This window comes from Streptomyces sp. NPDC032126 (genome assembly GCF_055580085.1).
In genome coordinates, this window is the sequence record NZ_JBVIMA010000002.1 from 449,651 (window position 1) to 474,813 (window position 25,163).

Annotated in this window: 23 protein-coding genes and 1 riboswitch; of the genes, 7 read left to right on the top strand and 16 right to left on the bottom strand. The window is 70.0% G+C overall.

The window, feature by feature from the left end:
- The first annotated feature begins 160 nt into the window (after positions 1 to 160).
- Together ACZ5NW_RS10560 and ACZ5NW_RS10565 are read left to right on the top strand one after the other, a co-directional pair.
- On the top strand, positions 161 to 922 hold the full coding sequence (locus ACZ5NW_RS10560; protein ID WP_468743413.1) for a rhomboid family intramembrane serine protease: 762 nt from the start codon (positions 161 to 163) through the stop codon (positions 920 to 922).
- Positions 919 to 1,200: an Lrp/AsnC family transcriptional regulator gene (locus ACZ5NW_RS10565; RefSeq protein ID WP_279548168.1), complete on the top strand. Its 282-nt coding sequence runs from the start codon at positions 919 to 921 to the stop codon at positions 1,198 to 1,200. Before ACZ5NW_RS10560 ends, ACZ5NW_RS10565 begins: the two co-directional genes overlap by 4 nt.
- A 38-nt stretch (positions 1,201 to 1,238) precedes the next feature.
- Here ACZ5NW_RS10565 and ACZ5NW_RS10570 read toward each other — a convergent pair whose 3' ends face one another.
- The 6 genes from ACZ5NW_RS10570 to ctaE form a co-directional block, all read right to left on the bottom strand.
- Positions 1,239 to 2,600, bottom strand: coding sequence for an aminotransferase class V-fold PLP-dependent enzyme (locus ACZ5NW_RS10570; protein WP_468743414.1), 1,362 nt, complete (start codon positions 2,598 to 2,600; stop codon positions 1,239 to 1,241).
- A 145-nt stretch (positions 2,601 to 2,745) separates the two neighbouring features.
- A riboswitch (SAM riboswitch) is annotated at positions 2,746 to 2,862 on the bottom strand.
- A 75-nt stretch (positions 2,863 to 2,937) separates the two neighbouring features.
- Positions 2,938 to 4,002: an anthranilate phosphoribosyltransferase gene (gene trpD, locus ACZ5NW_RS10575; RefSeq protein WP_468743415.1), complete on the bottom strand. Its 1,065-nt coding sequence runs from the start codon at positions 4,000 to 4,002 to the stop codon at positions 2,938 to 2,940.
- Positions 4,003 to 4,123: 121 nt separating this feature from the next.
- Entirely contained in the window at positions 4,124 to 5,761 is a 1,638-nt protein-coding gene (gene qcrB / locus ACZ5NW_RS10580) for a cytochrome bc1 complex cytochrome b subunit (protein ID WP_468743416.1), read from the bottom strand.
- Complete coding sequence (qcrA, locus tag ACZ5NW_RS10585; RefSeq protein ID WP_468743417.1) at positions 5,758 to 6,813, bottom strand: cytochrome bc1 complex Rieske iron-sulfur subunit; 1,056 nt, start codon at positions 6,811 to 6,813, stop codon at positions 5,758 to 5,760. Before qcrA ends, qcrB begins: the two co-directional genes overlap by 4 nt.
- Positions 6,810 to 7,622, bottom strand: a complete 813-nt coding sequence (gene qcrC / locus ACZ5NW_RS10590; protein WP_468743418.1) for a cytochrome bc1 complex diheme cytochrome c subunit — start codon at positions 7,620 to 7,622, stop codon at positions 6,810 to 6,812. Before qcrC ends, qcrA begins: the two co-directional genes overlap by 4 nt.
- A 65-nt stretch (positions 7,623 to 7,687) precedes the next feature.
- Positions 7,688 to 8,308 carry an aa3-type cytochrome oxidase subunit III gene (gene ctaE, locus ACZ5NW_RS10595; RefSeq protein ID WP_468743419.1) on the bottom strand — a complete coding sequence of 207 codons (621 nt, stop codon included), beginning with the start codon at positions 8,306 to 8,308 and terminating at the stop codon, positions 7,688 to 7,690.
- A 145-nt stretch (positions 8,309 to 8,453) separates the two neighbouring features.
- Here ctaE and ACZ5NW_RS10600 point away from each other — a divergent pair, with 145 nt between their 5' ends.
- Positions 8,454 to 8,855 carry a response regulator gene (locus ACZ5NW_RS10600; protein WP_468743420.1) on the top strand — a complete coding sequence of 134 codons (402 nt, stop codon included), beginning with the start codon at positions 8,454 to 8,456 and terminating at the stop codon, positions 8,853 to 8,855.
- An 81-nt stretch (positions 8,856 to 8,936) separates the two neighbouring features.
- Here the strand turns inward: ACZ5NW_RS10600 and ACZ5NW_RS10605 are convergent, their stop codons facing one another.
- The 4 genes from ACZ5NW_RS10605 to ctaC all read right to left on the bottom strand — a co-directional run bounded on the left by ACZ5NW_RS10605 (position 8,937) and on the right by ctaC (position 13,427).
- The gene (locus ACZ5NW_RS10605; RefSeq protein WP_468743421.1) at positions 8,937 to 10,190 is read right to left on the bottom strand and encodes a L,D-transpeptidase; all 1,254 of its coding nucleotides are present in this window, start codon (positions 10,188 to 10,190) and stop codon (positions 8,937 to 8,939) included.
- 152 nt (positions 10,191 to 10,342) lie between these two features.
- Positions 10,343 to 10,741, bottom strand: a complete 399-nt coding sequence (locus tag ACZ5NW_RS10610; protein ID WP_468743422.1) for a cytochrome c oxidase subunit 4 — start codon at positions 10,739 to 10,741, stop codon at positions 10,343 to 10,345.
- Complete coding sequence (gene ctaD / locus ACZ5NW_RS10615; RefSeq protein ID WP_468743423.1) at positions 10,738 to 12,471, bottom strand: aa3-type cytochrome oxidase subunit I; 1,734 nt, start codon at positions 12,469 to 12,471, stop codon at positions 10,738 to 10,740. The genes ACZ5NW_RS10610 and ctaD overlap by 4 nt, the downstream gene beginning before the upstream one ends.
- Positions 12,468 to 13,427, bottom strand: a complete 960-nt coding sequence (ctaC, locus tag ACZ5NW_RS10620; RefSeq protein WP_468743424.1) for an aa3-type cytochrome oxidase subunit II — start codon at positions 13,425 to 13,427, stop codon at positions 12,468 to 12,470. The genes ctaD and ctaC overlap by 4 nt, the downstream gene beginning before the upstream one ends.
- 262 nt (positions 13,428 to 13,689) lie before the next feature.
- Between ctaC and ACZ5NW_RS10625 the strand changes: the two genes are divergently transcribed.
- Positions 13,690 to 15,066, top strand: a complete 1,377-nt coding sequence (locus tag ACZ5NW_RS10625; RefSeq protein WP_468743425.1) for an aminotransferase class V-fold PLP-dependent enzyme — start codon at positions 13,690 to 13,692, stop codon at positions 15,064 to 15,066.
- Here the strand turns inward: ACZ5NW_RS10625 and ACZ5NW_RS10630 are convergent, their stop codons facing one another.
- Positions 15,067 to 16,044 (bottom strand): carbohydrate kinase family protein, encoded by a 978-nt coding sequence (locus ACZ5NW_RS10630; protein WP_468743426.1) that lies wholly within the window; start codon positions 16,042 to 16,044, stop codon positions 15,067 to 15,069. It lies immediately after the preceding gene.
- Between the two features lie 129 nt (positions 16,045 to 16,173).
- On the opposite strand from ACZ5NW_RS10630, the gene ACZ5NW_RS10635 reads away from it, so the two are divergent.
- Positions 16,174 to 16,383, top strand: a complete 210-nt coding sequence (locus ACZ5NW_RS10635) for a hypothetical protein (protein WP_468743427.1) — start codon at positions 16,174 to 16,176, stop codon at positions 16,381 to 16,383.
- Between the two features lie 177 nt (positions 16,384 to 16,560).
- Positions 16,561 to 18,600 (top strand): hypothetical protein, encoded by a 2,040-nt coding sequence (locus ACZ5NW_RS10640; protein WP_468743428.1) that lies wholly within the window; start codon positions 16,561 to 16,563, stop codon positions 18,598 to 18,600.
- An 86-nt stretch (positions 18,601 to 18,686) separates the two neighbouring features.
- On the opposite strand, the gene ACZ5NW_RS10645 is transcribed toward ACZ5NW_RS10640, so the two are convergent.
- Positions 18,687 to 19,043: a HesB/IscA family protein gene (locus tag ACZ5NW_RS10645; RefSeq protein WP_061919812.1), complete on the bottom strand. Its 357-nt coding sequence runs from the start codon at positions 19,041 to 19,043 to the stop codon at positions 18,687 to 18,689.
- A 243-nt stretch (positions 19,044 to 19,286) separates the two neighbouring features.
- On the opposite strand from ACZ5NW_RS10645, the gene nadA reads away from it, so the two are divergent.
- The gene (gene nadA / locus ACZ5NW_RS10650) at positions 19,287 to 20,471 is read left to right on the top strand and encodes a quinolinate synthase NadA (RefSeq protein ID WP_468743429.1); all 1,185 of its coding nucleotides are present in this window, start codon (positions 19,287 to 19,289) and stop codon (positions 20,469 to 20,471) included.
- Positions 20,472 to 20,513: 42 nt separating this feature from the next.
- Here the strand turns inward: nadA and ACZ5NW_RS10655 are convergent, their stop codons facing one another.
- From ACZ5NW_RS10655 to pspAA, 4 genes are all read right to left on the bottom strand, one after another.
- The gene (locus ACZ5NW_RS10655; protein ID WP_468743430.1) at positions 20,514 to 22,751 is read right to left on the bottom strand and encodes a protein kinase domain-containing protein; all 2,238 of its coding nucleotides are present in this window, start codon (positions 22,749 to 22,751) and stop codon (positions 20,514 to 20,516) included.
- Between the two features lie 155 nt (positions 22,752 to 22,906).
- On the bottom strand, positions 22,907 to 23,587 hold the full coding sequence (locus tag ACZ5NW_RS10660) for a response regulator (RefSeq protein ID WP_468743431.1): 681 nt from the start codon (positions 23,585 to 23,587) through the stop codon (positions 22,907 to 22,909).
- The gene (locus ACZ5NW_RS10665; protein ID WP_468743432.1) at positions 23,584 to 24,816 is read right to left on the bottom strand and encodes a sensor histidine kinase; all 1,233 of its coding nucleotides are present in this window, start codon (positions 24,814 to 24,816) and stop codon (positions 23,584 to 23,586) included. Before ACZ5NW_RS10665 ends, ACZ5NW_RS10660 begins: the two co-directional genes overlap by 4 nt.
- Before the next feature lie 62 nt (positions 24,817 to 24,878).
- On the bottom strand, positions 24,879 to 25,157 hold the full coding sequence (gene pspAA, locus ACZ5NW_RS10670; RefSeq protein WP_468743433.1) for a PspA-associated protein PspAA: 279 nt from the start codon (positions 25,155 to 25,157) through the stop codon (positions 24,879 to 24,881).
- Positions 25,158 to 25,163: the final 6 nt, after the last annotated feature.

The window sequence follows — 25,163 nt, forward strand, 5'->3', positions numbered from 1 at the left end:
GTGCTCTTTCCTCTAGGTCTTCCATTGTCGGTGACGCGCCGGACTCTCCCCGGTGCGTGTGGGTCGTAACCCTACGGCCTGGCGGGTACTCGCCGCTGGTCCGTCCACGACGGCGAGGCGGTCTGTGCCGTTCGGTCCGGTTACGTCATGCTCTGTGGTCATGATCGACAACTGGAGCGACACGATCCGCGGCGCGGTCCGCAGCGCGGTCCGCGGGAAGATCCGGACTCCCGCGGCACCGGTGACGTACGGACTGATCGCCCTGTGCTGTCTGATCTTCCTGATCGGCCCCGCGGCGGGCCTCAACCCCGCCTACGGCTCCGGCGACGGGCTGGTCGCCGCCCAGCGGGCCTACTTCCACCGCTGGGGCGTGGTCCCCGCCGAGCTGTTCGCGGGCTCGCCCCGCGCCGCCCTGACCCCTGCGACGGCCCTCTTCGTCCACGGCAGCTGGGTGCATCTGCTGGGCAACATGCTGTTCCTCCACGTCTTCGGCGCGCTCACCGAGGGCCGCATGGGCCGGGTGGAGTTCGCCCTCTTCTACGTCGGCTGCGGCTATCTCGCACTGCTGGGGTACGCGGCCGCCAACGCCTCCTCCGAGCAGTCGCTGGTGGGAGCCTCCGGGGCGATCTCGGCGGTGCTGGGGGCCTTCCTGTTCCTGCTTCCCCGGGCGCGGGTGACCAGTCTTCTGCCGTTCCTGTTCTTCCTGCCGCTGCGGTTCCCCGCATGGGTCGTGCTGCCCTGCTGGGCGGCCTTGCAGTGGCTGGCGGCGGGGCGGGCCGGCGAGGGGCCCGGGGTGGCGTATCTGGCGCACCTGGTGGGCTTCGGGACGGGCTTCCTCTACGCGTGGGCGCGCTTCGGGCGGCCGACTAGAGTGAAGGCCGCCCCAGCTGCACCGGCCCCCGAGGGAGAGAACCAGCCGTGATCACCGCGATTGTTCTGATCAAGACCAGCGTGGACCGGATTCCGGAGATCGCCGAACAGATCGCCTCGCTGGACAGCGTGAGCGAGGTCTTCTCGGTGACGGGGACCTACGACCTGATCGCGATGGTCCGCGTGAAGCAGCACGAGGACCTGGCCGAGGTCATCCCCGGGCGGATCAGCAAGATCCCGGGCGTCGAGGGCACGGACACGCACGTCGCCTTCCGCACGTACTCGCAGCACGACCTGGAGGCGGCGTTCGCGATCGGCCTCGACTCGTGAACGCCGTCTCCTAGGGCCGCCGGTCCGGCGCCCGCCGGTCAGACCGCCGGGACGCAGCGGCCGTCCTCCGTGCGGTACCGCCACTTCGCGCCGTCCCGCACCAGTTCCCGCACCGCGGTCACGAAGCGCTCCACGTGCTCGTCGGGGGTGCCCGCGCCGAAGCTGACGCGGATCGCGTTCAGGGACTTCTCGCCCGGGGCCGCCTCGGGGGCGCCGCACTCGCCCTGGGTCTGGGGGTCGCTGCCCAGGAGGGTGCGGACCAGGGGGTGGGCGCAGAAGAGGCCGTCGCGGACGCCGATGCCGTACTCGGCGGAGAGCGCGGCGGCGAAGTGGGAGCTGTTCCAGCCCTCGACGACGAAGGAGATCACGCCGACGCGCGGGGCGTCGTCGCCGAAGAGGGAGAGGATGCGGACCTCGGGGACGTCCGCCAGGCCCTCCCGCACCTTCTGGATCAGGTGCCGCTCGCGGGCGACCAGCGTGTCGAAGCCGGCCTCCGTCAGGGCCTTGCAGGCGGAGGCGATGGAGTAGGCGCCGATGACGTTCGGGGAGCCGGCCTCGTGGCGGGCGGCGCTCTCGTGCCACTCCACGTCCACTCCCCCGTCCTGCCGCCGGGTGACCTTGCGACTGGCGCCGCCGCCCGCGAGGTACGGCTCGGCCGCGCGCAGCCAGTCGGCACGGCCGGCCAGCACTCCGGCGCCGAAGGGGGCGTACAGCTTGTGCCCGGAGAAGGCGACCCAGTCGACGTCCAGGTCGCGTACGGACACGGGGTGGTGCGGGGCCAGCTGGGCGGCGTCCAGGACGATCCGGGCGCCGTGGGCGTGGGCGGCGGCCGCGAGCTGCCGTACGGGCCAGAGCTCGCCGGTGACGTTCGAGGCGCCGGTGACACAGACCAGGGCGGGGCCGTACGGGTCACGGGCGGCGAGGGCGTGCTCCAGGGTCCGCACGGCCTCCTGCGGGGTGCTCGGGGCGTCGAGGTAGGTGACCCGGGCCTTCGTCCAGGGCAGCAGGGAGGCGTGGTGCTCGGTCTCGAAGACGAAGACCTGGCAGTCGGCGGGCAGGGCCCGGGCCAGCAGGTTGAGGGAGTCGGTGGTGGAGCGGGTGAAGACGAGCTGGTCGTCGGCGCGGCAGTCCAGGAACTCGGCGACGGTCCTGCGGGCGTTCTCGAACAGGTCGGTCGACAGCTGCGAGAGGTACCCGGCCCCGCGGTGGACGCTGCCGTAGTAGGGCGCGTAGGCGGCGACGTCGTCCCAGACGCGCTGCAACGCCGGGGCGCTGGCGGCGTAGTCGAGGGCCGCGTAGGTGACCTCGCCGCCGGTGACGAGCGGGACGGTGACATCCCTGCCCAGAACGGGCAGCGGGGCACAAATGGTCTGAGTGGCGGCAGCGGTGGAGACAGACATGGGGAACTCCCGTGAGAGGGCATGCCGAAGCAGGGCATGCAAAGAAGAGAAAGAGGGTGCGCGGAGGCGGGGCTCTGCGGCCCTATCGCATTCGCTTGCTCACGGAAGACTCCCTCGAACGACCAGGACCCCTGGTTTCGAGAGGGGCCCGCGCTTGCCGTAGACCTCGCTGCCTACGGCCTGGTCCTCACCCGGGGCACCCCGCCACGGACGGAGGGTTGCCGGACAGTCGGCCGGGGCCTCATGACTGTCACTCATGACCTGGTACAGGAACGTACGCGAACTGATCGTCGCCCCGCAACCCGTGTCCGGATCGCGGGACGACACCGTACGACCGCTACGCGTTGCTGGCCGCCACCCAGCGCTCCAGCGTCCGCTTCGCCGCGCCCGAGTCGATCGACTCCGCGGCCCTCGCCATACCGGCCCGGATCTGCTCGGCCAGCGGGGCGTCCGTCTGGTCCAGGGCCACCAGGGCGGCCGCCGAGTTCAGCAGCACCGCGTCCCGGACCGGGCCCCGCTCGCCGTCCAGCAGACGGCGGGCGACCTCGGCGTTGTACGCGGCGTCCGCGCCGCGCAGGGCCTCCACCGGGACCAGGTCCAGGCCCACCTCGCGCGGGTCGAAGACCTCCTCGGACACCTTGCCGTCGCGCACGGCCCAGACCCGCGAGGGAGCGGTCGTGGTCAGCTCGTCGAGGCCGTCCTCGCCGCGGAAGACGAGGGAGGAGTTGCCGCGCTCGGCGAAGACGCCCGCGACGACCGGCGCCATACGCGGGTCCGCGACGCCGACCGCCTGCGCCTTCACCTGCGCCGGATTGGTCAGCGGGCCGAGCACGTTGAAGGCCGTGCGAATGCCCAACTGCCCGCGGGCGGCCGCCACATGACGCAGCGCCGGATGGAACTTCACCGCGAAGCAGAAGGTGATCCCGGCCTCGTCGGCGACCTGGGCCACCCGTGTCGGGGTGAGTTCGAGGTTGACGCCGAGCTTCTCCAGGACGTCCGAGGCGCCGGAGGCCGAGGACGCGGCGCGGTTGCCGTGCTTGACGACCTTCGCGCCCGTGCCGGCGACCACCAGGGAGGACATCGTGGAGATGTTGACGGTCTTCGCGCCGTCGCCGCCCGTGCCGACGATGTCGACGGTCGCACCGGGCACCTCGATCACGTTCGCGTGCGCGTACATCGTGCGGACCAGGCCGGTGATCTCCTCGACGGTCTCGCCCTTGGCCCGCAGCGCGACCATGAAGCCGGCGATCTGCGCGTCGGTCGCCTCGCCGCTCATGAAGCGGTCCATCGCCCAGGCGGTCTCGTCCTGGGAGAGATCCCGGCCGCCCAGCAGACCGTTCAGCAGGGCGGGCCAGGAACGGCCCGCCGCGGTGTCGCCTCCAGCGGGGGTCACAGCGCTCATCAGCCGCTCCTGGTGTCGTAAGAGAGTGTGATCCCAGCCTATCCAGCCCCGGGCACGGGGAAGGGCCCCGTCCGATGTTCGGACGGGGCCCTTCTACCGTGGCGTGGCGACGCCGCAGCGATCAGTGGTGGCCGTGGCCGCTCGTGATCTCCTTGTACTCCTCGACGGTCGGCTTCGCGATCTGCGAGTCCTCGCCGTAGTACGCCTCACTGAGCTTGGCGCGCAGCTTCTCGGTGGACTTCACCTTGCGCTCGACACCGTTCTCGTCGACCGTGGCGCCGATCGCGACCGGCTGGTACTGCTCGTGCGCGGTGAGGGTGTGCAGCTGCTCCTGGCTGAGCGGCTCGTGGATCTCGATGTACTCACCGTGCGGCAGGCGCTTGATGGTGCCGGTCTCGCGACCGTGCAGCACCTTGTCCCGGTCCCGGCGCTGGAGGCCGAGGCAGATCCGCTTGGTGACGATGAACGCGATGACCGGGCCGACGAAGAAGCCGATCCGGACGAACCAGGTGACCGCGTTGATCGACAGGTGGAAGTGGGTGGCCCACAGGTCGTTGCCACCGCCGACCAGGCCGATCATGTACACCGTGATCCAGGCGACGCCGAACGCGGTGCGCGTCGGGGCGTTGCGCGGACGGTCCAGGATGTGGTGCTCGCGCTTGTCGCCGGTGACCCAGGACTCGATGAACGGGTAGACCGCGATCGCCGCCAGGACCAGCCCGAAGAGCATCAGCGGGATGAACACGCCCAGGACGAGCGTGTGGCCCCACAGGTTGATCTCCCAGCCCGGCATGTAGCGGACCAGACCCTCGGCGAAGCCCATGTACCAGTCGGGCTGGGCGCCGGTCGACACCTGGTCCGGACGGTACGGGCCCATGGCCCAGATCGGGTTGATCTGCGCGATGGCCGCGATGGCCGCGATGACACCGAAGACCAGGAAGAAGAAGCCTCCGGCCTTCGCCATGTACACCGGCAGCAGCGGCATGCCGACGACGTTCTTCTCGCTCTTTCCGGGGCCCGCGAACTGCGTGTGCTTGTGGTAGAAGACCAGGATCAGGTGCGCCACCATCAGGCCGAGCATGATGCCCGGCAGCAGCAGGATGTGGATCGAGTAGAAGCGGGCCACGAAGTCGCCGCCCGGGAACTCGCCGCCGAAGAGGAAGAACGAGATGTACGTGCCGATGATCGGCGTGGACAGGATCGCGCCCTCGGTGAAGCGGACACCGGTGCCGGAGAGCAGGTCGTCCGGGAGCGAGTAACCGGTGAAGCCGGTGAACATGCCCAGGACGAACAGCAGGAAGCCGAACAGCCAGTTGACCTCACGCGGCTTGCGGAACGCGCCGGTGAAGAACACGCGCATCATGTGCACGAACATGCCCGCGAGGAAGATCAGCGCGGCCCAGTGGTGGATCTGCCGGACGAGCAGACCACCACGCACGTCGAAGGAGATGTGCAGGGTCGAGCTGAACGCCTCGGACATCATCTGTCCCTGGAGCGGGACATAGCTGCCGTGGTACTCCACCTCGTTCATCGACGGGTGGAAGAACAGCGTCAGATACACACCCGTCAGGATGATGATGAGGAAGCTGTACAGGCAGATCTCACCCAGCATGAACGACCAGTGGTCGGGGAAGATCTTGCGCATGTTGGCCTTGGCCAGGGAGTAGATCCCGAGCCGGCCGTCGGCCCAGTCGGCGACGCGCTCGCCGGCCGGTGCCTTCCCGCGCGAGCGGGACTCTTGGTTGGTCGTAGTGCTCATCCGCGCTCCCAGAAGGCAGGACCGACGGGCTCTTCGAAGTCGCCGAGCGCCTCGAGGTAGCCCTCGTCGTTCACGCCGATGCGCAGCTGCGGCAGGGCGTGACCGGCGGGACCGAAGATCACGCGGGCACCGTCGGAGAGGTCGAAGGTGGACTGGTGGCAGGGGCACAGCACGTGGTGCGTCTGCTGCTCGTACAGCGAGATCGGGCAGCCGACGTGGGTGCAGATCTTCGAGTAGGCCACGATGCCCTCGTGGGACCACTCGAGTTCCTGCTTGTCCTTGATGTTCTCCGGCTGGAGCCGGACGATCATCAGGGCCGCCTTGGCGATCTCGTTCTGGAAGTCCTCGTCGTGCTCCTCCAGGCCCTCGGGCTTGGCGAAGGTCAGCGAGCCGACGGCGACGTCCTCGGGACGCAGCGGCTCGTTGGTGTTCATGTTGACGAGGAGCTTGCCCTTGGACCACAGGGTGTGGCGCAGCGAGGTCCCGGGCAGCGGACCGAGGTCGCGCAGCAGGACGAGGCCGGAGAGCGGGATCAGGGTCAGCGCACCGAGCATCGTGTTGCGGATCAGCTTGCGACGGCCGATCACCGACTCCTTGGCGCCCTGCTTGAAGTCCGCGTGGACCTTCGCGCGGACCTCGGGGGACGCCTCGATCGGGTGACGCTCGTCGGCGACCTCCACGTCGGACATCAGGGTGCGGGCCCAGTGGACCGCGCCCGCGCCGATGCAGAACAGCGCCGTGCCGAGGGTCAGGCCCAGCGCGAAGTTCAGCGCGCTGAGGTGCCCGATCGGGAAGACGAAGATCGACTTGTCGTGCGGGATCGACACGTACGAGGCGATGAAGCCGACGGTGGCCAGCATGGACACCGTGAACAGCAGGGCGACCGTGCGCTCGGACCGCTTGGCGGCCCGCTCGTCGATGTCCTGGATCCGGTGCTCGTGGGGCGGCAGGCCGGGGTCTGCGAACGGGTTCTTCTCGTCCGCGACGCTCACCGCACCATGGGCGGTGTCCTGCTCGGGCAGGTTCTCTTCTGGAATGTCTTGGCTACTCATGACTTCTTGGCCTTTGCGGTCCGAGCGGCGACCCAGACGGCGACCGCGATCAGGGCGCCGAGGCCGAAGATCCAGGCGAACAGGCCCTCGCTGACGGGGCCGAGGCCGCCCAGCTCAAGACCGCCCGGGTTCTCCGTCTCATCGCCGTTGACCGCGTTCAGGTACGCGATGATGTCCTTCTTGTTCTGCTCCGACAGGGTGGTGTCGGGGAACGACGGCATGTTCTGCGGGCCGGTCTGCATGGCCTCGTAGATGTGCTTCGGGTCCACGCCCTCCAGGCTCGGGGCGTACTTGCCCTCGGTGAGGGCACCGCCCTTGCCGGTGAAGTTGTGGCACTGCGCGCAGTTGGTGCGGAACAGCTCACCGCCCTTGGCGATGTCCGCGCCCTCCGGGCCGTACTGCTCGTCCGTCGGGACGGTCGGGCCGGCGCCGAGGGAGGAGATGTACGCGGCGAGCTGGTCGATCTGCGCCTGCGTGTAGACGTTCTTCTTGCTCGGGACCTGGGCGCCCTGGGAGGTGGCGGCCGGCATACGGCCGGTGCCGACCTGGAAGTCGACGGCGGCGGCGCCTACGCCGACCAGGCTGGGACCGTCGGAGGTGCCCTGACCGCCGGGGCCGTGGCAGCTGGCGCAGCCCACGGCGTAGAGCTTCTTGCCCTCGTCGATGGCGAGGGACTGGGCGGCTTCATCGGCCTGCGCCTTGCCCGCGGGCGCGAACGCGGCGTACAGCCCCCCAGTGCATGCCAGCGCGAGGAGTAGGACGACGAGCGCCGCCAGCGGATGGCGTCGTCGTGCGGAGAGCTTTTTCACGGATTACCCCGGTGTCAGGATCTTCTGCGTCGATGCTTCTGGAATGAGTGCGGGTTCGGACCCGGCTACTTGATCATGTAGATCGTGGCGAAGAGGCCGATCCAGACGACGTCGACGAAGTGCCAGTAGTAGGACACGACGATCGCGGCGGTCGCCTGCTCGTGGGTGAACCTCTTGGCCGCGTAGGTCCGGCCGAGGACCAGCAGGAAGGCGATGAGTCCGCCCGTCACATGCAGGCCGTGGAAACCGGTGGTCAGGTAGAACGCCGAGCCGTACGGGTCGGAGGAGAGCGAGAGCCCGTCCTTCTTCACCAGCTCGGTGTACTCGAAGACCTGGCCGCCGATGAAGATCGCACCCATGATGAAGGTGACGATGAACCAGCCCCGGAGCTTCTTCACGTCACCGCGCTCGGCGGCGAAGACGCCGAGCTGGCAGGTGAGCGAGGAGAGCACCAGGATCGTGGTGTTCGTGGCCGAGAACGGGAAGTTCAGGGCGTCGGCCATGTCCTTCCAGTGCTCGGGACCGGTCACCGATCGCAGGGTGAAGTACATCGCGAAGAGGGCCGCGAAGAACATCAGCTCGGAACTCAGCCAGATGATGGTTCCGACGCTGGTGAGGTTCGGTCGGTTGACCGACGGGTGCGCGTGCCCGGTTTCTACTGTCGTTGCTGTCGCCACGACCGACATTATGTCGGTCGCTTATCCCGCCCTCACTCCGGGGGGTGCCGTTCGGAGTGTTGCTGCCCGCCATACCGGTGTTGACGTGGTGTTCAGGGGAGTAGCATCCGGCTCAACGGGCTTGACTCTACGACGCTGACGTCTCGGAGGAACAATGCAGCCGACCGCCACGGTGCTGGTCTACAGCGACGACTCCAACACGCGCGAACAGGTGCGGTTGGCCTCCGGCCGGCGGCCTGCGCCCGATGTGCCTCTGGTGGAGTTCGTGGAGTGCGCGACGCCGGGCGCCGTCGTGAAGGAGCTGGACAAGGGCGGGATCGATGTCCTCGTCCTGGACGGCGAGGCCGTGCCCATGGGGGGCATGGGGCTGTGCCGGCAGGTCAAGGACGAGGTCTTCGACTGTCCGCCGGTGCTGGTGCTCATGGGGCGGCCGCAGGACGCGTGGCTCGCCACGTGGAGCCGGGCTGACGCGGCTGTGACGCTGCCTGTGGAGCCTGTGGAGTTCGCGGGGGCGCTGGCTTCGCTGTTGCGGCGGAAGAGGCTTCTGAGCGCCTAGGAGGGGCGGGGGCGCGGGTGGTACGGCGCGTGCTGGCCGTCGTGGGCTTGTCGCGCAGTTCCCCGCGCCCCTTTTGGGGCGCTACACAGCCGCCGGTTTGATGGTGAACGTTTCCGGCGTGGACTGCTTGGTGGTCGTCAACGCGCTGCCCGTACGCCACTTCGTCCAGGTGACGTTCCAGTCGCCGAAGCCGTTGCCGAACGGTTCCATCGTGTTGCCGTTGCTGTTGACGACCTTCACCACGTCGCCCTCGCGGACGTGCTCGAAGAACCACTCGGCGTTGTCGGTGCTCATGCCGGTGCAGCCGTGGCTGACGTTCTCGTAGCCCTGGGAGCCGACCGACCAGGGGGCGGCGTGGACGTATTCACCGCTCCACGTGACCCGGGTGGCGTAGTAGACCGGCAGGTCGTACGAGTCCGAGGAGCCCTCGGCGATGCCGATGGTCGTGCCGCGCATCCGGACGTAGTACTCCTTGCCGAGGACGACCTTGACGCCGTTGCGCGTGTCGAAGCCGGGCTTGCCGGTGGTGACGGGGATGGTGTTGATCACCTTGTCGTTCTTGTAGAACGTCATCGAGTGGGTCCCGGCGTCGGTGACGGCGATGACGCGGTCGCCGATGGTGAGCTTCACGTCCTTGCTCTTTCCGCCCCACAGCCGGTCGCCGATCTTGATGCCGTCCAGGTTGCTGTGCACGGTGACCTTGGCGTGGGCGGGCCAGTAGTCCTTGGGCCGGTAGTGGAGTTCCTTGTCGTCCACCCAGTACCAGGCGCCCGGCGCGGCGGGCGTGGAGTCGACCCGCAGGCCCCGTTCGACGACCGCCCGCTGGGCGGGGTCCTTGACGGGGCGGTCGAGCTGGGCCGTGATGGGCTGTCCGACGCCGTACGTGCCCGTTTTGGGGCCGAGGGTGACGCCCAGGCGCTTCTTGGTCGTGGGCTTGCCGGTGTCGAACGTGAGGACCCTGCGGCCGGGTGCGCCGTCGTCGTCCTCGGTACTCACCCGCAGCGTGTAGTGGGCGCCGGCGGCCAGGGGTTCGGTGCTGTGCCAGCGGCTGCCGTCGGCGGAGAGTTCGCCGGCCACGTACCGCCCGGAGGCGTCCATGGCGGTGACGTCGGTGATACGGCCGTCGTCCTCGGCGGTGACCTCCACGGGCTTGTCGGGGTCGGCCTTCTTCTTGCCGTCGCCGGTGGGCACGTTGAGGGAGATCTGGTCGGTCGCGTCGTACGGGCGGAACGAGAGCGGGTTGCCGTCCGAGCCGCAGGCACTCGCGCCCGCGCCCAGGGCGATCACCAGCAATGTGCAGCCGACGACGGTGCGGGGGCTTGGTGAGGGGCTCATGACCTCACGCTAGGAACGTCTGTCCATCGCGGCGCGCCGGGTCACCCCTGCGGGGGACGCGGATTGCGGCATTCGGAGACCTGCCATGCGGCAAAAGAGGGAGCCCGGACGCTCCTGACGGAGTGTCCGGGCTCCCGTGCGCTCAGCGCGTGCTACTGGGTGCGGTTCTCACCGCGGTAGTACTCGAAGACCCAGCCGAAGATGCCGATCATGATGATCGGGGCGGAGAAGTACAGCAGCCACCAGCCGACGGCCACGCCGAGGAAGGCGATGGCGCCACCGACGGCCAGGGCCAGCGGCTGCCAGCTGTGCGGGCTGAAGAAGCCCAGCTCACCGGCGTCGTCCGAGACCTCGGCCTCCTTGTTGTCCTGTGCGCCGGTGTCGACCCGCCGGGCCGTGAAGCCCAGGTAGAAGCCGACCATGATGCACAGGCCGAAGGCCAGGAAGAGGGCCGTGGTACCGGCCGGCTCCTTCGACCACACGCCGTAGACGACCGCCATGGCGAGCACGAAGACGCTCAGCCAGACGAACATCTTGCCCTGGACCTTCACTTGCCCTCCTCCTTGCTGCCCGTGATGGCGCTCGCGCCGTGACCGGCGTGCTCCAGGTGCTCCAGCGCGGCGATCTCCGGGTGGTGCAGATCGAACGCCGGGGATTCACTGCGGATCCGCGGCAGCGTGAGGAAGTTGTGCCGCGGCGGCGGGCAGGAGGTCGCCCACTCCAGCGAACGGCCGTAACCCCACGGGTCGTCGACCTCGACCTTCTTGCCGTACTTGGCCGTCTTCCACACGTTGTAGAGGAACGGCAGGATCGACAGACCGAGGACGAACGAGCTGATCGTGGAGATCGTGTTCAGGGCGGTGAAGCCGTCGGCCGCCAGGTAGTCGGCGTAACGACGCGGCATGCCCTCGGCGCCCAGCCAGTGCTGGACCAGGAACGTGCCGTGGAAGCCCATGAACAGCGTCCAGAAGGTGATCTTGCCGAGCCGCTCGTCGAGCATCTTGCCCGTCATCTTCGGCCACCAGTAGTGGAAGCCGGCGAACATCGCGAAGACGACCGTGCCGAAGACGACGTAGTGGAAGTGCGCCACCACGAAGTACGAGTCGGAGACGTGGAAGTCCATCGGCGGGGCGGCCAGGATGACGCCGGTCAGACCACCGAAGGTGAAGGTGATCAGGAAGCCCGTCGCCCAGAGCATCGGTGTCTCGAAGGACAACGAGCCCTTCCACATCGTGCCGATCCAGTTGAAGAACTTCACACCGGTCGGGACGGCGATGAGGAACGTCATGAACGAGAAGAACGGCAGCAGCACACCACCGGTGACGTACATGTGGTGCGCCCACACCGTCACGGACAGACCGGCGATCGCGATGGTCGCGCCGATCAGGCCCATGTAACCGAACATCGGCTTGCGTGAGAACACCGGGATGATCTCACTGATGATGCCGAAGAAGGGTAGGGCGATGATGTACACCTCTGGGTGTCCGAAGAACCAGAAGAGGTGTTGCCACAGCAAGGCGCCGCCATTGGCCGCGTCGAAGATATGGGCACCGAACTTGCGGTCCGCCTCCAGGGCGAACAGCGCGGCCGCCAGGACCGGGAAGGCCAGCAGGACGAGCACACCGGTCAGCAGCACGTTCCACACGAAGATCGGCATGCGGAACATGGTCATGCCGGGCGCGCGCATGCAGATGATCGTGGTGATGAAGTTGACCGAGCCGAGGATCGTGCCGAAGCCGGAGAAGGCCAGACCCATGATCCACATGTCGGCGCCGATACCCGGGCTGCGGACCGCGTCCGACAGCGGGGAGTAGGCGAACCAGCCGAAGTCGGCCGCACCCTGCGGGGTGAGGAAGCCGCCCACCGCGATGAGCGAGCCGAACAGGTACAGCCAGTAGGCGAACATGTTCAGTCGCGGGAACGCCACGTCCGGCGCGCCGATCTGCAGCGGCATGATCCAGTTCGCGAAACCGGCGAACAGCGGCGTCGCGAACATCAGCAGCATGATCGTGCCGTGCATCGTGAACGCCTGGTTGAACTGCTCGTTCGACATCAGCTGCAAGCCCGGACGGGCCAGCTCGGCGCGCATGAACAGAGCCATGACGCCGCCGATGAGGAAGAACGCGAACGACGTGGCCAGATAGAGCGTGCCGATGGTCTTGTGGTCGGTGGTGGTGAGCCACTTGATCACGACATTGCCGGGCTGCTTGCGCCTGACCGGCAGCTCGTTCTCGTAAGAGTCGGCCGCCGCGGCACCCTGGGGTTCGTTGAGGATGCTCACAGGTTGTTCGTCTCCCGGTTCTTCTCATGGGCGGTCTGCTCGATGCCCGCGGGAACGTAACCGGTCTGCCCCTTCTTGGCGAGGTCCTTCAGGTGCTGCTCGTAGCGCTCCGGGGAGACGACCTTCACGTTGAACAGCATCCGGGAGTGGTCGACGCCGCAGAGCTCGGCGCACTTGCCCAGGAAGGTGCCCTCCTTGTTGGGGGTCACCTGGAAGGCATTGGTGTGGCCCGGGATGACGTCCTGCTTCATCAGGAACGGCACCACCCAGAAGGAGTGGATGACGTCACGCGAGGTCAGGACGAAGCGGACCGTCTTGCCCTTGGGAAGCCAGAGGGTCGGACCGGGGTTGTTGGTCTGCGGGTTCCGCTCACCGGGAGTGCCGCAGGTGTACACGCCGCCCGCGCCGGCCGGGAAGTCCTTCTTGAACCGGTCCGGGATCGCGGACAGGTTCTCGTCGGTCTTCGCGTCCCCGGTGGAACCGTCGACGTTCTCGATGTAGTTGAAGCACCAGCTCCACTGGAAGCCGACGACGTTGACCGTGACGTCGGGCTTCTTGTCGAGGCTCAGGAGCTTCGACTCGTCGCGGGCCGTGAAGTAGAACAGCACCGAGACGATGATGAGCGGGACGATCGTGTACAGCGCCTCGATCGGCATGTTGTACCGGGTCTGCGGAGGTACTTCGACCTTGGTGCGGCTGCGCCGGTGGAAGAAAGCACTCCACAGGATCAGGCCCCACACCAGCACGCCAACGGCGAGCGCGGCCGCCCAGGAACCCTGCCACAGGGAGAGGATCCGCGGAGCCTCTTCCGTGGTCGGGGTGGGCATACCAAGGCGGGGGAAGTCCTTGTATGTGCAACCGGTTGCGGTCGCCAGGACCAGGCCCGCGGTCATTGCCTGCAGCAGCTTCCGCCGCATCGGGCGCCGCGGCGAGCGGTCGGAGCCGTTGGGACTCACGTAGCGCCTTCCCGAGAGTCTCGCCCGCGCGGATTGGCTGCGGCCTGCCTTCTCGCTGGTCGGTCGCCGCCCTGCGTCGGGCAGGGGTTTGGATGTTTATGCGGACCAAACCCTAGCCCACGCTCTCCGAGGGTTCGCGGGGAGGGGTGCCTACTGGAGTGGGTGGTTCGCTTGATTGGCGGCTGCGGGTGCGTTGTGGCTGGTCGCGCAGTTCCTCGCGCCCCTGAGTCGGCTGTACCTGCCGGGGTCTTAACGTTGCCGTATGGCCTACTTTGACGCTGCCTCCGCCGTTCCCCTTCACCCCATCGCGCGTCAGGCGCTGTTGGCCTCGGTCGACGAAGGGTGGGCCGATCCCTCGCGGTTGTACCGGGAGGGGCGTAGGGCGCGGATGCTGCTTGACGCCGCCCGGGAGGCCGCCGCCGAGGCCGTGGGGTGCCGGGTCGACGAGTTGGTGTTCACCTCGTCCGGGACGCGGGCCGTGCACAGCGGGATCGCGGGAGTGCTGGCCGGGCGGCGGCGCGTGGGACGCCACCTGATCGTGTCATCCGTAGAACACTCCTCCGTACTCCATTCGGCCGAAGTCCATGAGGCGGACGGCGGGTCGGTGACGCGGGTGGGGGTCGGGCGGGGCGGGCGCGTGTCGGTGGAGGCGTACGCCGAGGCACTGCGGGACGGGACCGCTCTGGCGTGTCTGCAGTCCGCCAATCACGAGGTGGGGACCGAGCAGCCGGTGCGCGCCGTGGCGGAGCTGTGCCGGGCGGCCGGGGTGCCGTTGTTCGTGGACGCGGCGCAGTCGCTGGGGTGGGAGCCGGTCGAGGGACCCTGGTCGGTGCTGGCCGGCAGTGCGCACAAGTGGGGCGGGCCGTCCGGGGTCGGGCTGCTCGTCGTGCGCAAGGGGGTGCGGTTCGCTCCCCAAGGGCCCGCCGACGAGCGCGAGTCGGGGCGGGCGGCCGGGTTCGAGAACCTGCCGGCGATCGTGGCCGCGGTGGCCTCGCTGCGGGCCGTACGGGCGGAGGCGGCGCGTGAGGCGGTACGGCTGCGGGAGCTGACGGAGCGGATCCGGGTACGGGTGCCGCGGCTGGTCCCGGACGTCGAGGTGGTCGGCGATCCCACGGACCGGCTGCCGGGGATCGTCACCTTCTCGTGTCTCTATGTCGACGGGGAGACCCTGCTCCACGAGCTGGACCGGGAGGGTTTCTCCGTCTCGTCCGGATCGTCCTGTACGAGCAGCACACTGACGCCCAGCCATGTGCTGAAGGCGATGGGGGTGCTGAGCGAGGGGAACGTCCGGGTGTCCCTGCCGATGGGGACGGCGGAGGAGGACGTCGAACGGTTCCTGGAGCTGCTGCCCGGAGTGGTGGCGGGGGTGCGGGAGAAGCTGGGGGCGCCGGCGCCGGTGGCCGATGTGCGCGGCGACGAGCTCGTCGTGGACGCGCTCGGGAAGCGGTGCCCGATTCCCGTCATCGAACTGGCGAAGGTGTTCGGGGACGTCCCCGTCGGGGGCCTCGTCCGGGTGCTCTCCGACGACGAGGCGGCCCGGCTGGACATCCCGGCGTGGTGCGAGATGCGGGGGCAGGAGTACGTGGGCGAGGAGCCGGCGGACCACGGCTCGGCGTATGTGGTCCGCCGGGTGTCGTGACTACCGGCCGAGGTGCGCCTGGACGTCGGCGGCGGCCTCGTCGCCGTACGCCTTGGTGAAGCGCTCCATGAAGTGCGCCCGCTGGAGTCGGTACTCCTGGGTGCCGACCGTCTCGATGACGAGCGTCGCGAGCATGCAGCCGACCTGGGCGGCGCGCTCCAGGGGGACACCCCAGGCCAGGCCGGAGAGGAAGCCGGCGCGGAAGGCGTCACCGACACCCGTGGGGTCGGCCTTGCGCTCCTCCTCCGGGCAGCCGACCTCGATCGGGTCCTCGCCGACACGCTCGATCCGGACGCCGCGCGAGCCGAGGGTGGTGACGCGGTGGCCGACCTTGCCGAGGATCTCGTCGGCGCCCCAGCCGGTCTTGGTCTCGATGAGGCCCTTCTCGTACTCGTTGGAGAAGAGATAGGTCGCGCCGTCCAGCAGGATCCGGATCTCCTCGCCGTTCATCCGGGCGATCTGCTGGGAGAAGTCGGCGGCGAACGGGATGCGGCGGGAGCGGCACTCCTCCGTATGGCGGAGCATGGCCTCCGGGTCGTCGGCGCCGATCAGGACCAGGTCGAGGCCGCCGACGCGGTCCGCGACCGTCTTCAGCTCGATCTGGCGGGCCTCGCTCATCGCGCCCGTGTAGAAGGAGCCGATCTGGTTGTGGTCGGAGTCCGTGGTGCACACGAAGCGGGCGGTGTGCAGGGTCTCGGAGATACGGACCGAGCCGGTGTCGACGCCGTGGCGGTCCAGCCAGGCGCGGTACTCGTCGAAGTCGAAGCCCGCCGCGCCGACCAGGATCGGCTTCGTACCGAGCTGTCCCATGCCGAAGGCGATGTTCGCGCCGACGCCGCCCCGGCGGACGTCCAGGTTGTCGACCAGGAAGGAGAGCGAGACCGTGTGCAGCTGGTCCGCGACGAGCTGGTCGGCGAAGCGGCCGGGGAACGTCATGAGGTGGTCGGTGGCGATGGAGCCGGTGACTGCGATGCGCACGGCGTGGACTCTCCTGTGTGGAGGGGGATTGACAGTTCACGCTACCCGCTGTGCGGGGGGTGTAGAAGCAGACGAAACTACCCGATAGTAGATCTTTCTTCGCGGGTGGTTCGTGCATACGGTGCGGCTATGGCGAACCTCAAGGAATCCTCTTCCGTCCCGGCCGACCCGGAAGGCGACCTCGCGTCGCTGCGGGGGGACTGCGCCCGGATGGCACCGCACTGGGCCGTGCCGAACCGGCACACCTCCCGGCCCGTACCGCCGTCCCTCATCCACGGTGTGAAAGTCCCGGCCCGCTCGGCCCGGCTCCTTGAGGCGATGTCGGACTACGGCGACTGAGCGCTCCGCGGGGCGCCCGCGCTCGGGCGCTCGGCAGGGAACCGTGCGCTCCCCCGCTGCGTCCCATCGCTGTCCCCCGTAAAGGGGATGCGGGGTACGACCCTCCCGGCAGGCCGTTGCGGCACGTGGGGGCGGGGTCGACCGCAGGGACAGCTGTGCGGCTGAAGGAGCGATGCGGTGAACACCGAGCGACCCGACCACGACGACACCGGGGGCAAGGGCACCTCCGAGGAGCGGGTCACGCAGGAGGAGAAGGCGAAGGCCACGACTCCGGAGGAGCAGGCGGAGGACGCGGTCGCGGAGGAGCAGACGGAAGGCGCGGCCCCGGAGGCCGAGGCGGCCGCGCCTGAGGGCGAGGCTGCCGGTCCTGAGGGCGAGGCTGCCGGTCCTGAGGGCGGGGCTGCCGGTCCTGAGGGCGAGGCTGCCGGTCCTGAGGGCGAGGCTGCCGGTCCGGAGGGCGCTCCCGAGGGCCCTTCGGCCGACGCCGCCGCCGATCCGGCCGACACCCCTGATCCGGCCGATACCCCTGATCTGGCCGACGCCCTTGATCCGGCCGGTGCTCCCGGTCCGACCGGTGCTCCCGATCCCGCCGACCCCGCCGAGCCGGCCAATGCGCCTGATTCCGCCGGTGCTCCCGACGAGGCCCCGGTCGGCTCCCCCGGCGAAGCCCCGGTCGGCGCCCCCGACAAGGCCCCGACCGACACCACTCCCCACGACGCCCCGGTCGGCGCCCCCGAGCGCGGGTTGGCCGCGGTGGGCGGTGGGGACGCGGACGCCGGGGTGTCCCGGCGGCGGGCGCAGCTGGCTGTCGTCTCTGTTGCCGCCGCCGTGATGCTCGTCGGTGGGGGCGGGGCCTATCTCGCGGCCACCGCCGGTGACGGCGGGGGTTCCGGTGGTGCCGGGGCGTCCTCGGGCGGCGCGACTCCCCCGGTGCTGGTGCTCGACGGCTACACCGGCGACGCGGGCAGTGGCGGCGGCAACGGCATCGCGCCGGGCGAGCCCAATCCCTACGGCGTGACCTATCGGGCCGCCGGTGCGCTGCCCGACGGGCCGGGGTCCGCCGCCGTGCGGTGGGCCGGGGGTGCCGTCGGCAAGGACGATGTCGCCCGGCTCGCGCAGGCCCTGAAGATCGAGGGGACGCCGGTCGCCGACGGCCAGGTCTGGCGGGTGGGCGGGAAGGACGGCTCGGGGCCCGTGCTGCGGGTCGACCGGCAGGCGCCGGGCATGTGGACGTTCAGCCGGTACGCGCCGGGGACGGACAACTGCCCGACCGGCAAGAACGTGTGCACCCGGGACCCCGGCTCCCCCGCCGGCGAACCCATCACCCCGGACGCCGCGCTCAAGGCCGCCGCGCCCGTCCTCAAGGCCGTCGGCCAGGACGACGCCAAGGTGGACGCGAGCCAGGTCATGGGGGCCCAGCGGGTGGTGAACGCCGATCCCGTGGTCGGCGGCCTGCCGACGTACGGCTGGGCGACCGGTATCACCGTCGACGCCCAGGGCGAGGTCGTCGGCGGCACCGGGCGGCTGGCGGAGCCGGTGAAGGGCGACACGTATCCCGTGCTCGGCGCCCAGGAGACGCTGGACCTGATGAACGCGGCGCCCGGGACCGACCACCGCATGGGCATCGGGGGCTGCGCCAGCCCGGTGCCGCTGAAGGACCGGTTCGAGAGCCCCTGCGCGGCCTCGACGGTGGCCCCGCAGAAGGAGACGCTGACCGTGGAGCACGCGGTGCTCGGCCTGGCCCCGGCCGCCTCCGGCGGGCGTCAGCTGCTGGTGCCGTCGTGGCTGTTCGACGTACGGGCGAAGGGCGCGCAGGACACGTACACGGTGACGCATCCGGCGATCGACCCGACGTATCTGGCCCCGGCGTCGGCCACGGCGCAGCCCCCCTCGCCGGGCGCGAGCGGCGGGGCGACGCGGGATGTGCGGGTGGAGGCGTACACGGCCGAGGGCAAGGAGCTCACCGTGCGCTTCACCGGCGGGGTGTGCGCCGACTACACGGCGAGCGCGGTCGAGAGCGGGGACAAGGTGACGGTCACCGTGACCGAGAAGCCCTGGCCGGGCAAGGTCTGCATCCTGATCGCCAAGACGTACCACCGGACCGTTCAGCTCGATCAGCCGCTCGGTGGCCGCGAGGTGGTCGCATCGGACGGCAAGGCGGTTCCCCTGGAGAAGCCGGGGGCCCGGCTGCCGGACACGGCCTCGTCGGCGCGGTAGGGGCGTACGCGCGGAAGGCGGCGGTCCCGGGTGGGGGACCGCCGCCTTCCCTGTGCGTGCGGTACGGCCGGAAGGGGCCGTACGGCTCAGCTGAAGGAGTCGCCGCAGGCGCAGGAGCCCGTCGCGTTGGGGTTGTCGATCGTGAAGCCCTGCTTCTCGATCGTGTCGACGAAGTCGACCGTGGCGCCGCCCAGGTAGGGAGCGCTCATGCGGTCGGTGACGACCTTCACCCCGCCGAAGTCCTTCACGACGTCCCCGTCGAGGGAACGCTCGTCGAAGAAGAGCTGGTAGCGCAGGCCGGAGCAGCCGCCGGGCTGGACGGCGACGCGCAGGGCGAGGTCGTCACGGCCTTCCTGGTCGAGCAGGGCCTTGACCTTGGACGCGGCGGCGTCGGTCAGGATGATGCCGTCGGTGACGGTGGTGGTCTCGTCCGATACGGACATCTACATCTCTCCCGGTGTGTACGGAGACTGCTTGCCGACGAGTGCAACCGGCAAGGCCGCGGATTCATTCCGGGCCGGCGCCTGACTTTCGGCTCCTTCTTCATGCTCGCACATGCCCGGGGGGCCGGAAAACGGCTCAAGGGGATTCATGTCACATCGACGTTATGACCATCGTCAAAGTGACGTGAAGCGGGTTATGATAGATAACGTCAGTTCGACGAAAACCAAGAAAGGGTGCGTGTCGTGACCACCGCCCAAGCCCAGGAGCTCGACGTACAGCCGACCCCTCTCGCCCTGCTGCTCCTCGGCCGCGAGGCCGACCCCAGGAGCGAGCGCGGTGTCGAGTGTCCCGGCGACCTGCCGTCCCCCTCCGACCCGGACCTCGTGGAGCGGGCCCGCGCCGCCAAGGAGAAGCTCGGCGACAAGGTCTTCGTGCTCGGCCACCACTACCAGCGCGACGAGGTCATCCAGTTCGCCGATGTCACGGGCGACTCCTTCAAGCTGGCCCGCGACGCGGCCGCCCGCCCGGAGGCCGAGTACATCGTGTTCTGCGGTGTGCACTTCATGGCCGAGTCCGCGGACATCCTGACCTCCGACGACCAGAAGGTCGTGCTGCCCGACCTGGCCGCGGGCTGCTCCATGGCCGACATGGCCACCGCCGAGCAGGTCGCCGAGTGCTGGGACGTGCTGACCGAGGCCGGGATCGCCGAGCAGGTGGTCCCCGTCTCGTACATGAACTCCTCGGCCGACATCAAGGCGTTCACCGGCAAGCACGGCGGCACCATCTGCACCTCCTCCAACGCCCAGCGGGCCCTGGAGTGGGCCTTCCAACAGGGCGAGAAGGTCCTGTTCCTGCCGGACCAGCACCTGGGCCGCAACACCGCCGTCCGCGACATGGGCATGTCCCTGGACGACTGCGTGCTCTACAACCCGCACAAGCCGAACGGCGGGCTGACCGCCGAGGAGCTGCGCGCCGCCAAGATGATCCTGTGGCGCGGCCACTGCTCGGTGCACGGCCGCTTCAGCCTGGACTCGGTCAACGACGTGCGCGAGCGCATACCGGGCGTGAACGTCCTCGTCCACCCCGAGTGCCGGCACGAGGTCGTCGCCGCCGCCGACTACGTCGGCTCGACCGAGTACATCATCAAGACGCTGGAGGCGGCCCCGGCCGGCTCCAAGTGGGCCATCGGCACCGAGCTGAACCTGGTCCGCCGCCTGGCGAACCGTTTCGCGTCCGAGGGCAAGGAGATCGTCTTCCTCGACAAGACGGTCTGCTTCTGCTCGACCATGAACCGCATCGACCTGCCGCACCTGGTCTGGGCCCTGGAGTCGCTGGCCGAGGGCAAGCTGGTCAACCGCATCGAGGTCGACCAGGAGACCGAGGCGTTCGCCAAGCTCGCCCTGGAGCGGATGCTGGCGCTGCCGTAGCCCCCGCGCCCCTCCCTGCGCCCCGCCGGCGTCGACGTGCGATCACGTCGACGCCGGTGTGCGTTCCGGGTCGGTCGGGTCGAGGGAGAAGACCGTGCCGTCGGCGGTGACCACCACCAGGGCCCGCTTGTTGAGGTACACATCGGCCGCGGACATGCCGAGACCGCCCACGTGCCCCGCCCGCGCGCTGGACTCCCACAGCAGGGTGCCCTTGTCCACGTCGAGGGCGGCCACCCGACCGCTGGCGCTGGCGAAGTACACGGTCCGCCCCCGCTTGTCGTACACCGGGTTGCCCGGCGACTCCACGGTGGTCAGGGTCTGCCACAGCTGCCGGCCGGTACGGGCCGAGGCGGTGGTGAGCTGTCCGTTGGAGGTGGCGAAGCAGAGGGTGTCGCCCGCCAGGACCACCGAGCCCTGGAAACGCTTCGCGAACTTCGTCCTCCGCTGCGCGCCGGTCGACGGGTCGACGGACACCAGGCCGCTGTACGCCGTGTCCCCGTAGCTGGAGTCGTCCACCTGCCACTCCCCGTAGACCAGGCGGCCGTCGAGGGTGCCGATCAGGCTGCCGCCGTTCTTCAGGGTCGTCAGCCGTTTGAGGGTGCCCCTGGCCGGGTCGACGGCGAGCAGCCGGACCTCGGTGGAGTCGCTGTCGAAGGTGCCGCACTCCCCGTAGGGGCGGCCGTCGACGTCGTAGAGGCCGCAGGACTCGCCCGAGGGCAGCTTCATCGTCCAGCGCGCGCTGCCGTCGCGCGGCGAGCGGCCCGTGATCGTGCGGCCGCCGTCCGCGGTCATGACCAGCCCGCCGGAGACGATCGAGGTGGTGAAGTCGTCGGAGATCGGGCGCGACCACAGCTTCCTGCCGTCGGCGGTGTCGTAGGCGATGACACTGACCGCGTCGGCCGCGTCGGTCCCGCTGGAGATGGTCTGCTGCACGACGAGCACGCCGTCGGCGACGCCCAGGATCCCGCCGGCGTACGTGTCGCGTGAGATCCCCGACGGCACCGAGTCGGCGCGCCACAGCATCCTGCCGGTGGCACCGTCGATCCGGACGGGGAGGGTGCCGTCGCCGCCGCAGTACACCGCGCCCCCGTACACGCCGCAGGACGGGGTGTTCCCCGACCACCCGCCGTCCTTGCCGGTGATGGGCTTGGAGACACCGGTGTCCGCGGTGTGGAACACGGTGGTCCGCCAGGGCTGCCAGCCCTGGGGCAGGTCCCCCCAGCGGGATGTCGCCGACGGCTTCGGGCTCGGCTGGTGGGCCGCCTCCGCGTGCCCCTTGTGCTTCAGCGGGCCGAGGACGAGGTACGCGGTCAGCGCGACGACGAGGACACCGACCGCGGCCGTCAGGGCCAGCAGCCGGGAGCGGCGGCGCCGGGCGGGCGGCGCCGGGGGGTGCCCGAGGGCGGTCGGGGTCCGGGTGGCTTCGTGCGAGGGCAGCCGCAGGGTGACCGTGGCCATGTCGCCGGGCGCCGGCTCGGGCAGGACGTCGGCGAACTCACTCGCCAGATCGTCCAGTTGAGGCCGTTCCTTCGGGTCCTTGGCCAGGCAGCGGGCCAGCAGGGCGCGCAGCGGCTCGCCGACGTCGTCCAGCACCGGCGGTTCGGTCATCACCCGGTAGGCCGTCAGATAGGGGCTGTCCGCGTCGAAGGGGCCGTGTCCGGTGACCGCGTAGACCAGCAGCGCCCCGAGGGAGAACACGTCCGAGGCGGCCCCGACCGAGCGGGCGTCGGTGAACTGCTCCGGGGACATGAAGGGCGGCGTGCCGATCATGTGCCCGGTCTCGGTGAGGGTCTGGTTCTCGGCGGCCCGGGAGATCCCGAAGTCGATGACGCGGGGCCCGTCCTCGGCCATGAGGACGTTGGCGGGCTTGAGGTCGCGGTGGACGACGCCCGCCTGGTGGATGTCGCGCAGCGCCTCCACCAGGCCCAGGGCCAGCCGGCGTACCTCCACGCCGCGCAGCGGGCCCTGGGCGCGGATGCGTTCGGCGAGGGACGGCGCGGGCACGTACTGGGTGGCCATCCACGGCCGTACGGCCTCCGGGTCGGCGTCCACGACCGGCGCGGTGAAGGCGCCGCTGACCTTGCGGACGGCGGCGATCTCCTGCTGGAAACGGGCGCGGAAGACGGGGTCCTCGGCGTACTGGGCGTGGACCACCTTGACGGCGACCTCACGTCCCGACCTCGATCTGCCCCGGTAGACGACCCCCATGCCGCCGGCTCCCAGCCGGTCGACGATCCGGTATCCGCCGAGCGACCTCGGGTCGTCCTTGTGCAATGACACCGCTCCGTTCCCCCTTCCCCCGCAGAGCAGTTCGCGAGCACAGGATATGAAAAGCGGGGGGCGGAAGGGGATTCGGCAGGGCCGCCGACGCGCGTTCCACAGAATCTTTCCCATGCCCGGAGGCCGAACTCCCGCCGGAACACGGCTGTTTGAGGTCAGTCCAGTCTGGGGCGGACCAGGCCTGTTTCGTACGCGATCACCACGAGCTGGGCGCGGTCACGGGCGCCCAGTTTGGCCATGGCCCGGTTGACGTGGGTCTTCACCGTCAGCGGGCTGACTTCCAGGCGCTCGGCGATCTCGTCGTTGGAATGGCCCCCGGCGACCTGGACGAGCACCTCGCGCTCGCGCACGGTCAGGGCGTCCAGCCGGGCGGAGCGGGCCGAGTCATCGCCGTCGGCGGAGTCGCCCTGGGCGAGGAAGCGGGCGATCAGCCCCTTGGTGGCGGCCGGGGAGAGCAGGGCCTCACCGCCGGCGGCGACCCGGATCGCGCTCAGGAGCTCCTCGGGCTCGGAGCCCTTGCCGAGGAAGCCGGAGGCCCCGGCGCGCAGCGACTGCACGACGTAGTCGTCGACCTCGAACGTGGTGAGGATGACGACGCGCACCGCGGCCAGGGACGGATCGGCGCTGATCAGCCGGGTCGCGGCGAGACCGTCGGTGCCGGGCATCCGGATGTCCATGAGGACGACGTCGGCGCGCTGCTCCTTGGCCAGCCGCACCGCCTGCGCGCCGTCGGACGCCTCCCCCACGACCTCCATGTCGGGCTCGGAGTCCACCAGCACCCGGAAGGCGCTGCGCAGCAGGGCCTGGTCGTCGGCGAGCAGGACGCGGATGGTCATGCGGTCTCCCCCGGTTCTCCCGGCGCGGCGGTGCGGGTCTTGACCGGCAGGATCGCATGGACTCGGAAGCCGCCCCCGTACCGGGGACCCGTGGTCAGGGTGCCGCGCAGGGCGGTGACCCGCTCGCGCATGCCGAGCAGGCCGTGGCCGCCGCCGGTCACGGGGGCCTCGTCCTCGGCGGGAGAGCCGTTGTCGAGGACGGTGATCTCGATGTGGGGGCCCACGCGCACCACGCTGACCTCGGCCTTGGCCGCGGGCCCGGCGTGCTTCTGCACATTGGTGAGGGCCTCCTGGATCACCCGGTAGGCGGCGAGGTCGACGGCGGCGGGGAGCCGGGTGTCGTGGTCGGCGCGGGCGACCTCCACCTGGAGTCCGGCGCTGCGGAAGGTGCCGGCGAGTTCGTCGAGGCGGTCCAGGCCGGGGGCGGGTTCGGTGGGGGCCGCCGGGTCGCCGGACTGGCGGAGCAGGCCGACGGTGGCGCGCAGTTCGTTGAGCGCGGAGCGGCTGGCCTCCCGTACGTGCGCGAGGGCTTCCTTGGCCTGGTCGGGCCGCTTGTCCATGACGTGGGCGGCGACCCCGGCCTGCACATTGACCAGGGCGATGTGGTGGGCGACGACGTCGTGCAGGTCGCGGGCGATGCGCAGCCGCTCCTCGGCGACCCGGCGGCGGGCCTCCTCCTCGCGGGTGCGCTCGGCCCGCTCGGCGCGTTCGCGCATGGCCTGGACGACGGCTCTGCGGCTGCGCACGGCGTCGCCGGCCGTGGCGCCGATGCCGGTCCAGGCGAAGATCGCGAGGTTCTCCTGGGCGTACCACGGCAGGGGGCCGGCGAGCATCGCGGAGCCGGTGAGGACGGTCGTCGTGAGGAGGCCGACGCCCAGAGTGGTGGGGCGGTCGGTGCTGGCGGCGACGGTGAACAGGGCGATCACGGCGGCCATCGCGACGGGGGCGCGGGGGTCTCCGGTGATGTTCTCGACGATGCAGAAGGCGCCGGTGAGGGCGAGGACCGGCATGGGGGCGCTGCGCCGGAAGACCAGGGCGACGGCGCCGAGGGTCATAAGGAGGAGGCTGAGGTGGTCGGGCGTGCGCAGACTCCAGCTGACGCCGTGCTCACCGCGGGGCTCCACGAAGGAACCGGCGAGCATACACAGGAGCACACCCGCCGCGATGGCCGCGTCCAGGGCGAGGGGGTGCGCCTGCATCCGGCAGCGGGCGCGATCGAGGGTGCTCACGGTGGAAATGTACGGGCGCTGCGGGTCGGCCGGAACCATGGGTGGGTTGGCCGTGGGTGGGGTCAGCCGGGGATGAGGCCGTCGTCGCTGAGCAGTTCCCGGATCTCCTCCAGGGTGGCGTCCGGGGACGGGAGGATCAGGTCCGAGGGTTCCAGGGCGTCGTCGGGCAGGGCCGCGCCGAGCCGTCGGACGGCGTCGAGGAGGGCGGTGAAGGTGCGGCGGAAGCCCTCGGTGTCGCCGCCCTCCAGTTCCGCGAGGAGCTCGTCGTCCAGCTGGTTCAGCTCGGGCAGGTGGGAGTCGTCCAGACGCACCTGACCCTCCCCCATGATCCGTACGATCATGTCGCC